At 35.0% G+C, this 15716-nt stretch carries 11 protein-coding genes; 10 read left to right on the top strand and 1 reads right to left on the bottom strand.

The annotated features are described in order from the left end of the window. Positions 1-3: 3 nt before the first annotated feature. The 4 genes from ACKI42_RS04265 to ACKI42_RS04250 all read left to right on the top strand — a co-directional run bounded on the left by ACKI42_RS04265 (position 4) and on the right by ACKI42_RS04250 (position 6260). Positions 4-2376 (top strand): transglycosylase domain-containing protein, encoded by a 2373-nt coding sequence (locus tag ACKI42_RS04265; protein WP_407402793.1) that lies wholly within the window; start codon positions 4-6, stop codon positions 2374-2376. A 76-nt stretch (positions 2377-2452) separates the two neighbouring features. Next, positions 2453-3994, top strand: a complete 1542-nt coding sequence (locus tag ACKI42_RS04260; protein WP_407402791.1) for a protein adenylyltransferase SelO — start codon at positions 2453-2455, stop codon at positions 3992-3994. A gap of 87 nt (positions 3995-4081) precedes the next feature. Beyond that, a complete protein-coding gene (locus tag ACKI42_RS04255; protein ID WP_407402789.1) occupies positions 4082-4906 on the top strand; it encodes a T9SS type A sorting domain-containing protein in 825 nt (274 codons plus the stop codon). A 79-nt stretch (positions 4907-4985) separates the two neighbouring features. After that, on the top strand, positions 4986-6260 hold the full coding sequence (locus ACKI42_RS04250; protein ID WP_407402787.1) for a DUF6080 domain-containing protein: 1275 nt from the start codon (positions 4986-4988) through the stop codon (positions 6258-6260). Positions 6261-6317: 57 nt separating this feature from the next. Here ACKI42_RS04250 and ACKI42_RS04245 read toward each other — a convergent pair whose 3' ends face one another. Beyond that, a complete protein-coding gene (locus tag ACKI42_RS04245) occupies positions 6318-6848 on the bottom strand; it encodes an SPOR domain-containing protein (protein ID WP_407402785.1) in 531 nt (176 codons plus the stop codon). A gap of 183 nt (positions 6849-7031) precedes the next feature. On the opposite strand from ACKI42_RS04245, the gene ACKI42_RS04240 reads away from it, so the two are divergent. From ACKI42_RS04240 to ACKI42_RS04215, 6 genes are read left to right on the top strand one after another with little or no spacing between them, the layout of a single operon-like run. Beyond that, positions 7032-8387 (top strand): c-type cytochrome, encoded by a 1356-nt coding sequence (locus tag ACKI42_RS04240; RefSeq protein ID WP_407402783.1) that lies wholly within the window; start codon positions 7032-7034, stop codon positions 8385-8387. 25 nt (positions 8388-8412) lie between these two features. Then, positions 8413-11481, top strand: coding sequence for a TAT-variant-translocated molybdopterin oxidoreductase (locus ACKI42_RS04235; protein WP_407402781.1), 3069 nt, complete (start codon positions 8413-8415; stop codon positions 11479-11481). 25 nt (positions 11482-11506) lie between these two features. Next, positions 11507-12904, top strand: a complete 1398-nt coding sequence (gene nrfD / locus ACKI42_RS04230; protein WP_407402779.1) for an NrfD/PsrC family molybdoenzyme membrane anchor subunit — start codon at positions 11507-11509, stop codon at positions 12902-12904. After that, complete coding sequence (locus ACKI42_RS04225; protein ID WP_407402777.1) at positions 12891-13412, top strand: DUF3341 domain-containing protein; 522 nt, start codon at positions 12891-12893, stop codon at positions 13410-13412. The genes nrfD and ACKI42_RS04225 overlap by 14 nt, the downstream gene beginning before the upstream one ends. Further along, on the top strand, positions 13405-14085 hold the full coding sequence (locus ACKI42_RS04220) for a c-type cytochrome (protein WP_407402775.1): 681 nt from the start codon (positions 13405-13407) through the stop codon (positions 14083-14085). The genes ACKI42_RS04225 and ACKI42_RS04220 overlap by 8 nt, the downstream gene beginning before the upstream one ends. Positions 14086-14093: 8 nt before the next feature. Then, the gene (locus ACKI42_RS04215; protein WP_407402773.1) at positions 14094-15425 is read left to right on the top strand and encodes a quinol:cytochrome C oxidoreductase; all 1332 of its coding nucleotides are present in this window, start codon (positions 14094-14096) and stop codon (positions 15423-15425) included. The last annotated feature ends 291 nt before the right edge of the window (positions 15426-15716 follow it).

The following is a 15716-nucleotide window of genomic DNA, read 5'->3' as shown; positions in this document are numbered from 1 at the left end:
TACATGGAAGAAAATAAACAAAAAAAAGGAACAAAAGGGAGAAACTTCCCTCTTCCTCCTAAAAAGGACAACTCATGGAAAAAGTGGGTGCGTCTAGTTTGGCTCGGCTTTTTGGCGGTAGTGCTTGGTATTTCAGGACTATTTTTTGCGGTTTCACAAGGATTTCTCGGTGAAATGCCTGATGTAAAGGAGCTAGAAAATCCAGACATCTATGTAGCTTCAGAAATCATCTCTTCTGATGGAGTTCTTTTGGGCAAATTCGAAAAAGAAAAAACAAAACCCGTTACCTATAAAGACCTTCCTCCTTTTTTGATCTATGCATTGCAGGCGAAGGAAGACGAACGTTTCAAAGAACACTCTGGGATTGATCTAAAATCGATTATTAGAGCGGTAAGATTTGGTGGAGATCGTGGCGGTGGTTCTACTATTACACAGCAGCTTGCCAAATTATTATTTACTAAAGAACCCTCTAAAAATCCTGTAAAAAGAGCTATACAAAAGCTTAAAGAATGGGTAGTGGCGGTAAGTTTGGAGAAAAGATATACCAAAGAAGAAATTGTAACCATGTACTTTAATAAGTTCGATTTTACATACAACGCAAACGGTATTGAGATGGCTTCTAAAATTTATTTTAATAAGTCAGCATCCCAATTAACACTTCCAGAAGCAGCAGTTTTCGTTTCTATGTTGGAAGCTCCAATTGCGAACAACCCTCTTAGAAATCCTGAAAGAGCCAAAAGAAGAAGAGACGTTGTATTGTCTCAGATGTTGGATACCGGCTATGTAGATGAAGCAACCTATGATAAAGCGGTGGCGACACCTATCACGGTAGATTATCAGCCTATTAAAAATATTAATGATGATTTTTCTGCATATTATAAATTTTACTTAAGAAAGGAAATTGATAAATATCTCGCCGACTACGAAAAAGAAACTGGCAAAAAGGTAAACCTCTTCAAAGACGGGTTGAAAATATATGTAACGCTAGATTCTAAGATGCAAAAATACGCTGAGGAATCAATAAAAGAGCATCTTACAGATCTACAAAAAAGATTTGACGCAGAGCAGCGTGGTAGAAAAAATAGACCTTTCTATTACCTGAATGATAAACAAGCTAATAATATAATGATGCAGGCTGTAAAAAGAACTGGACGTTACAAATTGCTTAAAAACTCAGGATTATCTGAGGATTCTATTATGCTAGAATTTCACAAACCAATTAAAACATCTCGTTTTACATGGGCAGGTGAAGAAGAAGTAGAAATGTCTCCTTGGGATTCTATCCGATATCATAAACAAATTGCACAAGCTGGTTTGATGTCTATGGTTCCTGGAACTGGAGAAATAAAAGCTTGGGTTGGAGGGATCAATTGGCAACACTTCCAATATGACCATATCAAGCAAGGAAAAAGACAAGTAGGCTCAACTTTTAAGCCCTTCGTATATGCAACAGCTATTATGAAGTTGGGGCTTACACCATGTTCTACAATTTCTAATGGTTCTTATAACCATAATGGTTGGAAAGTACCTGGTAGAGGCGGAATGTTAACGCTTAAAGATGCATTAGCTCATTCTCAGAATCCTGTTGCAGCTAGACTAATAGAAATGACGGGCGCAGATGCGGTAATACAAACCGCTAGAGATCTTGGAGTAACGGAAGAGATACCTCGTAACAACACCATTGCGTTAGGTTCTTCCGATATTACAATTTTTGAAATGTTGGGTGCATACAGTACATTTGCTAACTATGGAAATCACAATAAACCAGAGATGATCTGGAGAATTGAAGATGCTAACAACCGTGTTATCAAAGAAATTAATGCTGATCCAAAAGAAGTAATGAATCCCAACTACGCATACACTATGATTGAGCTTATGAAAGGAGTAGCACAGTTCGGTACTGCATCAGGGGAACTAAGCAGAAGAGGAATTTCTAAAGATGTAGAAATTGCTGGTAAAACAGGTACTACACAGAACAACTCTGATGGTTGGTTTATGGGGATCACGCCAAAACTTGCTACAGGGGCTTGGGTAGGATGGGAAGACCGTGCAACTCACTTCTTCGGAACAGGTGAAGGACAAGGAGCAAAGATGGCGCTGCCAATTTGGGCTATCTATATGAAAAAAGTTTGGGCTGACACATCTCTTAAAATTACGAAAGAAGACAAATTCGTGAAGCCAAGTGACTGGAAAGACGGATGCAGTAACCTCCAAGGTATGGGAGGAGGATACGGAGATGATGAAGGTCTACAAACAATAGATCAAATAAAAAACCCGCGTCCCGTAGATAATACACCAAAAACGAATTCAGGTAAAAAAGAAGATAATGTAAACGATCATCTGAATTCGAGTGAAGAGATAGATTTTAATAGATAATTGTATTACAATACAAAGATGGCCTTTCAGTAATTGGAAGGCCTTTTTCTTGCCTTAAATTTAATATATTTGAATCATGAACCTTAAAGATATTAGACAACCCTATTTAGACATTTTCCCTGGAGACTTTTCAGGTAATACACAGCAAAGATCTACACCTGGAGTTGTATTTTCTATTGTACAACCAGCAGGATTCGAACATCCTAAAAAAATAATTTTTAATAATATTTTGGCAGAAGAGATAGGCCTTGGTACTTTTACAGAAGAAGATCTTAATTTTCTTGTAGCAACCCATTTACCAGAAAATATAAAATCCTATGCAACTGCTTATGCTGGACATCAATTTGGAAATTGGGCAGGACAATTGGGCGATGGAAGAGCCATCTATGCAGGAGAAATAACTAATAATAAGGGGAATAAAACTGAAGTTCAATGGAAAGGCGCGGGTGCAACTCCCTACTCTAGACATGCAGATGGAAGAGCCGTGCTTAGATCATCTTTAAGAGAGTATCTAATGAGTGAAGCCATGTATCATCTTAAAATTCCTACTACACGAGCCCTGAGTTTATGCCTTACAGGAGAAAATGTAATGAGAGATATTATGTACAGTGGCAATCCTAAGCCCGAAAAAGGTGCTGTAATTATAAGAACTGCTGAAAGTTTACTCCGTTTTGGACATTTTGAACTTTTATCTGCACAAAAAGAGACTTCAACATTACAAAAATTAACAGATTTCACAATAGAAAATTATTTTCCTCAGATAAAATCTCAAGGAGAACAAAAATATAAAGATTTTTTTAAAGAAATTTGCAATCAGACTGCAGAACTTATTGTAGATTGGATGAGAGTGGGGTTTGTACATGGTGTAATGAATACAGATAATATGTCTATTCTTAGCTTAACTATAGACTATGGCCCTTTCTCTATGATGGATGAATATGATCTCAATTTCACACCAAATACTACCGATCTTCCTGGAAGAAGATATGCATTTGGAAAACAAGGTCAAATAGCACAATGGAATTTGTGGCAACTTGCTAACTCCTTATATTCATTAATAAAAGATGAAAAGTTTCTTGAAACGACTTTAAATGAATTTGGAAATTATTTTTGGGTCAAACATGATCATATGCTTTGTAATAAATTCGGGTTTGATACACTAAATAAAAATGATGATGACTTCTTTATCAACTGGCAAGCGCTAATGCAAGAGTTACAACTCGATTATTGTTTGTTTTTCAATTTGTTGGAAAAAACTGAACCTAAAAAAAACTACGATGAGGAGTTTCAGAAGATTTCGTATTTAGTATTAGATGAACAAAAGAATAGAAAGCTAAATCATTTTCTTAATGCTTATCATCAAAGGCTAGAAAGCAATACCATTTCCAAAACTGAATCATTAGATTTAATGAAAAAAAACAACCCTAAGTTTATTTTAAGAAATTATTTATTGTTCGAATGTATTGAAGAAATAAATGAGGGAAAAACAGACCTTTTAGAAAAACTTACCAAAGCTTTGGAAAATCCTTACCAACATATATACTCTGAATTTTCAACAAAAAGGCCGACAAAATATGATGATACAGCAGGTTGTTCTATGCTATCTTGTAGTTCATGATTAAATTATTAATAACACTTTATCAAAAAAAATGTTTTATTTGTAATATATTATTTAATTTTAAGGTAAATTAAAAAATAATATATCATGAAAGCAAAACTACTTTTAATATTATTATTGGCTGGTATATCGTATAAAGCTCAAATCTTAACCGAAAATTTTGAAGGAATTACATTTCCTCCTACTGGTTGGTCAGCAACAGCTACAGCTCCTAGTAGAACTTGGCAACCAACACCACTTCCTGTAAGTGTGTCACCATGGTTTATTATTTCTGGTTCAAAATCTGCTGGTATCGATTATCTCGCTCAAGCCAATACAGCAGACCTTACAACTCCATCTTTTAGTTTAGATGGCGTTACAAATCCAGTTCTACATTTTAAAGCAGTTGTAGGATGGGTTTATATGATTCGTGATAATGCCGGAGATCTGTTGGTCCAAATATCAGTAAATAATGGAGTAAATTGGAGCACCATTTGGAACGAGGACACTCAACCTGGATGGTTTGACGATGGTGACAATAATGATGCTACTGACACTTACCAAACCGTACCTGTACAAATAAATCTAAGTCCATACCTCGGACATTCTAATGTTAAAATAAGATTTAGATATATAGCTACTGATGCTGATGCTGTTGCAATAGATGATGTACAAATACTATCAGGCGCTTTGTCTACGAATGAAGTTTCAAAAGTAAAAACAAATATTTATCCAAATCCTACAAAAGGAGAACTTACCATCAAGGGTGATAAAAAAGTAAGATCCTCCGCTGTATATGATTTCTCTGGTAAAGTATTGTTGCAAAACGCCACATCGAAAATTGACGTTTCTTCGCTTGCGAAAGGAATTTATGTTATTAAAATTGATTTTGAAGACGGAACTTTCTTAACGGACAAAGTAATTAAAGAGTAATCTTCTTTTTTAAATATAAATTTTAAACTCATCATTATCGGTGAGTTTTTTATTTTTACTTTTGCAAAAAATAATATTAGTGTCTATAAAATCTAAGTTTTTCAACTTTTTCAAAATAGTATTTCCTTCTACATTTACAGAACTGGGAGTATTTGTATTTTTCATTTTAGCTTATGGTTTTTTGGGATCCTACATTGGTCTTAATTATAGAATTATTTTCGATAGTAGAATTCCTTGGGATGCTTATTTTAGTTTTGATAACAAGGCTATTGTGATGACAGGAGGAAGTTTTGAGAGACATCCACTTTCCTATTACTATTTCAATTGGATGAGAGAATCTATCCTGTACTTCACAGAAGGCAAGTACAACGAAAGCTTTAGGTTAATTTTAGCAGGCATTAGTAATTTAGTTATTAGTTTAAGCTTGGTTCATATTTTTAAATATCTAAAAAACAGCATTCAGTTGCCCCTATTTTACACCCTTCTTATTGTATTTTTCTATAGTTTATTTTCAACTAACATTCTTTTATCATTCACGCCGGAAACCTATACTTATACGCTACTGTTACTGATTATTTATAATTATTATACTGCGATAAAGTTTCAAAAAGACGAGAAAATAGCAGGTTCTGCTTTAATGCTTGCGGGTATTACAATTGGCGGGCTGACGGTAACTAATTTTGTAAAAATATTTATACCTATAATATTTCAAGAAGGGCTTTTCACACAATGGAAAAAATTTTTGAAAGCCGTCTTCAGAGTTATCATATCTGTGGTAGCGTTTGTTTTGTTGTACCTAAATAGAATAGATTTTAAATATGAAAATATACTATCGAAATCCAACGAACAATACGAAAAATTCTCAAATGTAAATTCTACTCCCATTTGGGACATGATCTATTCTTACTTTCTTGGAGGGAATATCTTGTTAACTAGTTTCATAGTTAGAGAAAAACACAATATGAAAGGATTTTATTTCAAAGCTTTATTCATGGATGTATATTCAACGCCTATTGCTTATATTTTCATCGGTATATTGCTAAGTTTGATTATTTGGAGCTATTATAAAAATTTCAAAAACAAATTGGTTCAGATTATAATGATTTCATTCTTGGTAGATATCCTTATCCATTGTGTCTTCAGATTTGGTTTGCATACCTCTTACATTTATGGAGGCCATTTTATCTTTATATTTCCAATGTTGTTGGGTTGGCTCTTCTTTTCGTACAAAAATTCTCCAAAAATCATTGTTTTTATCACCTTTTTGCTTATCACAATGACAACCTATCTACTGATGAATAACGCATTAAGAATGTCGGAATTTATAGATTTCCTAGATCTATATTATCAATAAAAAAGAGCTGAGAAAAATTAATTCTCAGCTCTTTTTTAATATTTTTTTATTAAAATTTTATTTTGCCTCTTCACAGAAAATTCTGTATTGTATTGGCATCGCAGATTTGAAATATTCTTTCACACGAGATAGATCACTAGCAGCGCTTTGCTTTGTAAAATAGCTTCCCGCCAGGATTTTGTAATTTGGCCTCAAAGAAGCATCAGTCTCTACTTTTAGGTTTGGAAACCTCTTTCTAAAATATGCTTTTACATCATTAGCTTCCTCATTACTTTTCACAGTAGTAATTTGGATTTTGTATCCCAAAATTCTCGGATTTTTTCTGCAAACTTCTGCGTTTGTAAGTTCTCTATTTGGAACATAAATTTTTGCAGGTCTAGACGGTACATTGTCTTCAGCACTATTATTTACCAAAGCAACCTTATTACATTTTGCCTCCAAAGTAGTCAATGCATCGTTCACTCTAGCATCCAAAGTCATCGTTAATTCTGTTCCAGAAAGCGTATCCCTTTTTACAACTTGCTGAGCTTCAATTGTATAAAAACCCAATACTGTAAGCACCGAAAATATTTTAAGTAAATTTTTCATTAAAACTTGTTTTTGCAAATTTATAATAATTTAAAAATATAATCCCATTAGCTATTTAGAATAATTACAAATTAATGACAAATGATATTTTACCCTTTGCTTATGCCGTTAAATTAGTGTTAAAAATATTATTTTTGCAGGATTGATTACACATTCAATATTTACTAACATAAGATAATTTAAATGATTAGTTGGAGAAAGCATTATAAAAAAGGGCTGATTGCAATAGGACTATTGCTGTCAACAAGTGCTTCAATTTACGGGCAAGACGGCGATCCTAAGAACGGCGAGAAACTATTTAAAGCGAATTGTACTGCATGTCACGCTTTGGATAAACAAATTATTGGACCAGCACTAGGAGGTGTTGTAGAACGATTAAAATCCGAGCAAGGACTTGATACAACTTGGCTTCACAAATGGATTAAAGACAACAAGGCACTTAGAGCTTCAGGCGATAAGTATGCTATTGAAGTTTTTGAAAAATTTAATAAAACTGAAATGCAGCAATTTCCTAATCTTACAGATAAGGATGTTGATGATATTTTAGCATTTACAACTAACCCACCTGCTCCAGAACCGGTTACAGTTACAGCTCCAGCTGGAGAAACTGCAGGTACCGTAGCTCCAGCTAGTAATACTACAACAAATGTTGTAATTATTTCTTTGCTTGCAATTGCAGCTTTATTAGTGTGGATATTATTAAAACTAAGACAGCTAGTGAAGTTGGGACAAGCGGAAGATTTAGCAGGTCTTAATGAGACCAGAGTGAAGTCTTTTAGTGAAATCTATGAAAAGTATCACTATATTGGAAAAGGCGCTTTAGCAATTTTAGCGTTACTTGCTACATACGGTATTTGGAACTGGGTAATGTGGATTGGTGTTTATAAAGGCTACAAACCAGAACAACCTATCTACTTCTCTCATAAAATTCACGCTGGAGAAAATAAAATTGACTGTCAGCTTTGTCACTCTAGTGCAAAATATGGAAAAGTATCGGAAATACCTTCAATGAATGTTTGTATGAACTGTCACAGATCTATCTCTGAATATAATGGTAAATATATGGAGCCAGGGAAAGATAAAGCATTCTATGATGGGGAGATCCAAAAAATCTATGAAGCAACAGGTTGGGATCCTGAAAAACAACAGTATACTGGTAAAACACAACCTGTAGAATGGACAAGAATTCATAATATGCCAGATTTCGTGTACTTTAACCACTCTCAACACGTAGTAGCGGGCGAACAAGCGATTATCAGCTCATTTAATAAGAAAAACCCTGACAACAAAATTGATGTTGTATGTAAAGCATGTCACGGTAAAATTGATACTATGAATGTAGTACAAATGGCGAATGATTTCACAATGGGATGGTGTATAGAATGTCACAGAACAACTGAGATCGACATGGGTAACGGTTATAATAAAGAATACTTCAAGAATCTACACGAAAAGCTTAAAAAGCAATATCCTAAAGACGGAGGTAAAATTACGGTAGATGCAATTGGAGGTCTAGAATGTGGTAAATGTCATTATTAATAACTAAAAAATTAGAAGTATAAAAATGGCTTCAAATAAAATACAATTTAGAAGTATTCACGAACTTAAAGACCCAGCTTTAAATGGTAAGCTGGCGCTTAAAGAGTTCCAAGAAGAAATTCCGGTAGAAGATTTTCTAGGAGATGCTGAGAAGAATGAATCTAGTACGTCAAGAAGAGATTTCTTAAAGTTATTAGGTTTCTCTACTGCAGCAGTTACTTTAGCAGCTTGTGAAGCACCGGTAATTAAAACAATTCCTTATGTGGTAAAACCACATGATATTATTCCAGGAGTTCCCAATTACTATGCTTCAACCTATTTTGATGGTTTCGATTTTGCTAGTGTTTTAGTAAAAACACGTGAAGGTAGACCCATTAAAATTGAGCCGAATCCGGTAGCTGGAGATTTAGGTAAAACTAATGCAAGGGCACAGGCAAGTGTACTTTCTCTTTATGATAATGATAAAGTAAAACAGCCAAAGCTAAACGGTAAAGACGAAACTTTTGATAAAGTAGATGATTTTGTTATCAAAGGATTGAATGAGGCGCAAGCTTCTGGTAAAAAGATTGTGTTATTATCACACTCTTTTGCCTCTCCTACTTTCAAAAAGTTATTCGCAGAATTTAAAGGAAAATATCCAACAGCAGAATTAGTAACTTACGATGCAATCCCTTATGCAGCTTCATTAGATGCAGCGCAAGAGGTTTTTGGACAAAGAGCCTTACCAGTATATGATCTAGTAGGGTCAGAATTGGTAGTGTCTTTCCAAGCAGATTTCTTAGGAGATTATAATGCAGCAAGTCTGGAAACTTCTTATGCTGCAGCAAGAAAGCCAGGTGCAAACATGTTGAGACACATCCAAGTGGAATCTAACATGTCTCTTACTGGTGCTAATGCTGACTCTAGAATTAGATTGAAACCGAGCGCCGTTAATAAAACTTTAGTTGAAGTTTACAACGCAGTAGTTGGTGGAGGTAGTTCTGATAAAGTAGCTTCTGGTATTGCTAAAGATTTATTAGCAAAAGGAAGTAAAGCAGTAGTTTTTGCTGATGGTTCTAAAGGTGCACAGGTTTTAGCACACTTAATCAACCAAAAATTAGGCTCAGTAGCGTTCACAGGTAAAGCTAACTTCCTGAAAGAATTTGACAAAGCAAGATTTGAAGAATTCTTAGGATGGGTAAAAGGAGGACAAGTTGGTGTATTAATTACAAACAACGTAGATCCTATCTACTCAAGCAACAAAGGACAAGATTTCAAAAAATCTTTATCTAATGTACCTTATGTAATTGCTGTTGCAGATAAGAAAAACGAAATGTACAAAGCAGCAAAAGCTGTGATACCAGTAGCAAACTGGCTAGAATCTTGGGGTGATATCCAACCTCAATCTGGAGTATATTCTCTAATGCAGCCTACCATCCAAAAAATCTACAAATCTAGACAGATTGAAGAATCTTTATTAGTTTGGAAAAATGGAAAAAATAGCGCAGCTAACAATTATTACGATTATCTTAAAGCAAGTGCAGCTTCTCTATTAGGAGGAACTTCATTTAATAAAGCTTTATATAATGGATTTATAAATTCTACAACTACTACAACACTAGCTTATACAGGTGGTAATGCTTCACAAGCTGCTGCAGAACTTGGAAGTTTCAAAGCCTCAGACTTAGAATTGGTACTATATACTAAGACGTCTATGGGAGATGGTACTCAGGCAAACAACCCTTGGTTGCAAGAATTACCGGATCCATTAACAAGAATGTCTTGGGATAACTACCTTACTATATCTCCAAAAGATGCAGAAAGATTTGAAATTAACAACGATCTTAACGCAAGAATGCAGTTAGATGGTTCATTAGTAAATCTTACTGTAAACGGAGTTGTAATAGAAAACGTTCCTGTATTTATTCAGCCAGGTCAAGCAGACGGATCAGTAGGTCTTGCACTTGGATATGGCAAAAAAGATTCTGGTGCTACAGCTGAAACAGGAGTCAATGCTTATCCTTTATTTGATGGTTCAAACTTAGTTGTTTCTAATGTTAAAATAGAAAAAACTGGTGAAGAGCACGAATTTGCTGGAGTACAGCTTCAAAACACTCTTATGGGTCGTTATGAAATTGCAAAAGAAGTACCATTACAAGATTACTTAAATGTAGCATTTGATGATAAACTAAAAGGATGGAATAAACCATTGGAGTATCATACAATAAGTGGCGCTTTACCAGCAGGTAAGATTGATCTTTGGGATGCTTTCGATGATACGGATGGACCTCACTTTAACTTATCAATCGATCTAAACTCTTGTACGGGTTGTGGTGCATGTATTATTGCTTGCCAAGCAGAAAATAACGTTCCTGTAGTAGGTAAAGAAGAGATCAGAATGTCTAGAGATATGTATTGGTTGAGAATAGACCGTTACTACTCTTCTACAGAGAAACTTACTGTATATGACGGACTGAAAGAAGGTAAGGCTGTTCCAGAATTATATGGTAGTACATTACTGGGTATAGAAGGTTCTCTAGAAAATCCTGCGGAAAATCCAGATGTAATCTTCCAACCTGTCATGTGTCAGCACTGTAACCATGCACCTTGTGAAACTGTATGTCCAGTAGCGGCTACATCTCACAGTAAGCAAGGGCAAAACCATATGGCGTACAACAGATGTATTGGTACAAGATATTGTGCTAACAACTGTCCTTACAAAGTAAGACGTTTCAACTGGTTTACTTATAACATGAACGATAAGTTTGATTTTAATCAAAATAACGATTTAGGAAGAATGGTACTTAACCCAGATGTTGTTGTAAGAACAAGAGGGGTTATGGAAAAATGTTCTATGTGTATCCAACAAACACAAGCCACCATATTGAATGCGAAGAAGGAAAACAGAAAAGTAACAGATGCAGAATTCCAAAATTCTACCGCTTGTTCTGCTGCATGTTCTACTGGAGCAATGAAATTTGGGGATATGAACGACAAAGAATCTAAAGTGAGAGAATTGTATTCTAGTAACAGAAGATATTATTTACTTGAGGAGATCGGTACAAAACCAAATGTATTCTATCACGCAAAAGTAAGAAACAGAGTAGAAAATTAAAGTTTAAATAATAAATAGGTATAAAATGTCAGGACATTACGAAGCTCCGATAAGGGAACCTCTGATTATTGGTCACAAAACTTATCACGATATCACAGAAGATATTGCTAGACCTATAGAAGAAAGAGCAGGAAAATTATGGTGGATATCACTATATGCATCATTAGTTCTTTTTATCTACGGATTTGGTTGTATTGCATACACTATCGGGACAGGAATTGGAGCATGGGGGCTTAATAGAACTATAAACTGGGGTTGGGACATCACCAACTTTGTATGGTGGGTAGGTATCGGTCACGCCGGAACCTTAATCTCAGCAGTATTATTATTATTTAGACAACGATGGAGAATGTCTGTTAACCGTTCTGCGGAGGCAATGACAATCTTTGCAGTTGTACAGGCAGCAATCTTCCCTCTTATCCACATGGGTAGAGTTTGGGTAGGATACTGGGTTTTCCCTTTACCAAACCAATTTGGTTCTCTTTGGACCAACTTTAACTCTCCTCTACTTTGGGACGTATTTGCAATTTGTACTTACTTCTCTGTATCTACAGTATTCTGGTTTATTGGGTTGATTCCCGATTTCGCAATGATTAGAGATAGAGCAAAAACTCCTTGGACTAAAAAGATCTATACATTCCTTGCATTTGGATGGGGTGGTAAAGCAAAACATTGGCAGAGATTCGAAGAGGTATCTTTAGTATTAGCTGGTTTGGCTACTCCACTTGTATTCTCTGTGCATACAACGGTATCTTTTGACTTTGCTACTTCCGTTATTAAAGGATGGCACTCAACAATCTATCCTCCATATTTTGTAGCTGGAGCAATTTTCTCAGGATTTGCAATGGTACAAACACTATTGTTGATTGCCAGAAAAGTTTGTCACTTAGAAGACTATATTACAATGTACCATATTGAAATTATGAACATCGTAATTGTACTTACTGGTGGTATGGTTACTGTAGCATATGCTACTGAATACTTTATCGGATGGTATTCTGGTTCTAGATATGAAGATTTTACCTACTTATCTCCAGGTGCTGCAGTAGGACCTTACTGGTGGGCATTCTGGGCATTGATTATCTGTAATCTTGTAATCCCTGCATTATTCTGGTTCAAGAAAGTAAGAACAAATATTATTGCAACTTTCTTAATTGCATTGGTAATTAATATAGGAATGTGGTTCGAACGTTTTGATATTATTGTAATCAACCTTTCTAGAGATTACTTACCTGGATCTTGGACTATGTTTAAGCCAACTATCATAGACGTTGGAGTTTACTTAGGTACTATTGGATTCTTTGGAGTATTATTCTTATTGTATGCAAGAACTTTCCCAGTAATTGCACAAGCAGAATTAAAATCAATCTTGAAAATCTCAGGTGAAACATATAAAGTAAAAGAAGGAGATGAGCACCACTAAAATTGTATACGGACTATATGCCGATGACGACGATCTAATGAACGGCGTTAAAGCATTCAACGATAAGGGAATTAAGATTCACGAAGTGTATACTCCATTCCCAGTACACGGACTAGATAAAGCTTTAGGCTTGAAGAAAACAAGAATTTCTGATGCTGCATTTATCTTCGCTCTTTATGGGTTAAGTATTGGATTCACGGTTACTTGGTATATAATGAATCATGATTGGGCTCAGAATATTGGAGGTAAGCCAGCATTTGGATGGATTAATAACTTCCCAGCATTCATTGATCCTATGTTTGAATTGATGGTTTTTTGTACAGCTCACATGATGTCTCTTACTTTCTTTATTAGAAATAAGATGTATCCAGGAGCTCCAGCACAAAACCCAGATCCTAGAACTACTGATGATAAATTCTTGATGGAGTTTATTACCAATGACGTTGAATCTATTAAGCAACTTCTTGTAGATACAGGAGTAGAAGAAATAACTGTTAAAGATGCTTAAAATGAAAAAGAGTATATTAAAAATCACGGCGGTTTTAGGTATTACTACAGTTCTACTTAATTCTTGCGGACCTAACGAAAATGCTCCTTTGGTATATTTCCCAGATATGTACTTCCCAGTAGCATATGATCCTTTGATGAAAGCTCAGGATGCTTATTCGGATCATGAAAACGAAATCCCAGCATTTGTAAAAAATAATGGAGCTACAGGTCTTTCTCCAGTAGAAGGGTCAGTAGCTCAGAATAAAGATGGAGTTTTTGCTGAAAACAAACTTCCAAGAACTCCAGATGAGTATAACGCTGGTTATGATGCATCGAAAACTATTTCTTCTACCCCTTTGAATCCTGCAAATGCAGCGAAAGATATTGAGAGAGGTAAGGTTTTATATGATCATACTTGTGCAGCTTGTCATGGTACGGGAGGTGATGGACAGGGACCAATTGTTCAAAGTGGAGCATATTCTGGTGTACCCAATTATGCAGACAGAGAAATCACTGTAGGTTCTGTTCATTATGTATTAACTAACGGTAGAAATGCGATGGGATCATATGCAGGACAACTTGATGCTGGAGACAGATGGAGAGTTGCAATGTACGTCATGAGTGCATTCAAAAAAGGTGCAATCCCTGCAGCAACAGTTGCTCAAACAGAATCTACCGTAACTAAAAAATAAGAAAAGAAATGTATAGTTTTTCACCAAAATTAAAATCAGCTTCTATAATACTTCTTGTTGTAGGTTTAGTGCTTTTCGCAGTTGGTTATTTCATGAATAGTGGAATTACCACTGAGAGAATAGAACACATGATGGAAGAAGTACATTCTCCAGGTCATCATACCCCTACTCACTCTAGTGAAATGGTAGGACCTCAAGATCATGCAGCACACTTGGAGCATGCTACTATGCAAGTACACAACTCGCCTTTAGCTTCAATCCACTTTGTTGCGGTATTTTTCTTCGGAGTCAGTGCTTGTGTATTGTTCTTTTATTGTATTCAACACGCTGCTCACGCAGGTTGGCCTATTATTATCACAAGAGTAATGGAAGCTATTGCTTCGTACATGCCTTATGGTGGTGCTATTTTAATTATCATTATGATTCTTAATATTACTCACCAAGGACATCTATTTCACTGGATGGATCCAGAATTGACAGATCCAAATTCTGCACATTTTGATGTAATTCTATTTGAAAAAAGAATATTCTTAAATATTCCTTTCTACGCAATCAGAACATTAATCTATGTAATTGGAGCCTCTTTCTTCGCTTGGAAATTGAAAGCTCAGTCTAAGAAAGTAGATGATACAAAATCATTAGTAGAATATCAATATCTTTACAGATGGGCGGTAGGTTATATCGCATTCTTCGGATTTGCATCTGCAGCGTGGGCTTGGGACTGGTTGATGTCTATTGATCCTCACTGGTACTCTACAATGTATATCTGGTATTCTATGGTAAGTTGTTTGTCTAGTGGTGTAGCAGTAATAATTATCCTAAGTGTATATTTAAAGAAAAATGGTTATTTACCTCAGTTCAATGATAACCACTTGCATGATTTAGGTGTATTCCTTTTCGCTACAAGTTTACTATGGACATATACTTGGTTTGCACAATTTATGTTGTACTGGTATGCTAATATTCCGGAAGAAGTAAATTACTTCTTCGGAAGATTCGAACATTATTCTGCAACATTCTTACCAATGCTTATTTTCAACTTCTTCTTACCTCTAATAGTATTAGTAAGTTCTAGCATTAAAAGAAACTATAAAGTAGTAACTACGATGGCAGTAATCGTGATTTTAGGTCACTTATTAGATTATTTCAATATGGTAATGCCAGGAACTGTGGGACCTTACTGGAATACTCTAGAAGTTGCATTACTGATTTTAGGAGCGGTATTATTCGTATTAGGATTATTTATCTTTACAGTAATGTCTGCACTTAGCAAATTAAAATTAATTCCGACAGGTAACCCTTACCTTCACGAATCTGAAATATATGAGTATCCTTTCTAAGGACTTGTAAATTCAATACTAAAAAGACTGATTATTCGTAATCAGTCTTTTTTTGTTTTATAATGAACAAATTGCAATTTTTATTGTCTTATTCTATAACCAAATATTTATTACATGAAAAAAAATCAATATCTAAGCTTTATTTTTTTATTATTAACCTGAGTTCGATTAATAAAACATTGCTAACTGATTATTTTTCAATGTTTCATATTTTAGTGATGGTTTTTTTGGCAGAAAATTATAAGCAATAATTCCAGCTACAAGATTGCTCATAAAGTTTACTACTGAACG

Source organism: Chryseobacterium sp., assembly GCF_045629545.1.
Taxonomy (GTDB): Bacteria; Bacteroidota; Bacteroidia; order Flavobacteriales; family Weeksellaceae; genus Chryseobacterium.
Note: the sequence above shows the minus strand (reverse complement) of the source record. Positions and strands in the feature narration are given on the sequence as shown.

Excerpts from the sequence above, each read along its gene's own strand:
- ACKI42_RS04215 (WP_407402773.1), top strand. The coding sequence starts at position 14,094 with ATGTATAGTTTTTCACCAAAATTAAAATCAGCTTCTATAATACTTCTT.
- ACKI42_RS04235 (WP_407402781.1), top strand. The coding sequence starts at position 8,413 with ATGGCTTCAAATAAAATACAATTTAGAAGTATTCACGAACTTAAAGAC.
- nrfD (WP_407402779.1), top strand. The coding sequence starts at position 11,507 with ATGTCAGGACATTACGAAGCTCCGATAAGGGAACCTCTGATTATTGGT.
- ACKI42_RS04265 (WP_407402793.1), top strand. The coding sequence starts at position 4 with ATGGAAGAAAATAAACAAAAAAAAGGAACAAAAGGGAGAAACTTCCCT.
- ACKI42_RS04240 (WP_407402783.1), top strand. The coding sequence starts at position 7,032 with ATGATTAGTTGGAGAAAGCATTATAAAAAAGGGCTGATTGCAATAGGA.
- ACKI42_RS04220 (WP_407402775.1), top strand. The coding sequence starts at position 13,405 with ATGCTTAAAATGAAAAAGAGTATATTAAAAATCACGGCGGTTTTAGGT.
- ACKI42_RS04260 (WP_407402791.1), top strand. The coding sequence starts at position 2,453 with ATGAACCTTAAAGATATTAGACAACCCTATTTAGACATTTTCCCTGGA.
- ACKI42_RS04225 (WP_407402777.1), top strand. The coding sequence starts at position 12,891 with ATGAGCACCACTAAAATTGTATACGGACTATATGCCGATGACGACGAT.
- ACKI42_RS04245 (WP_407402785.1), bottom strand. The coding sequence starts at position 6,848 with ATGAAAAATTTACTTAAAATATTTTCGGTGCTTACAGTATTGGGTTTT.
- ACKI42_RS04255 (WP_407402789.1), top strand. The coding sequence starts at position 4,082 with ATGAAAGCAAAACTACTTTTAATATTATTATTGGCTGGTATATCGTAT.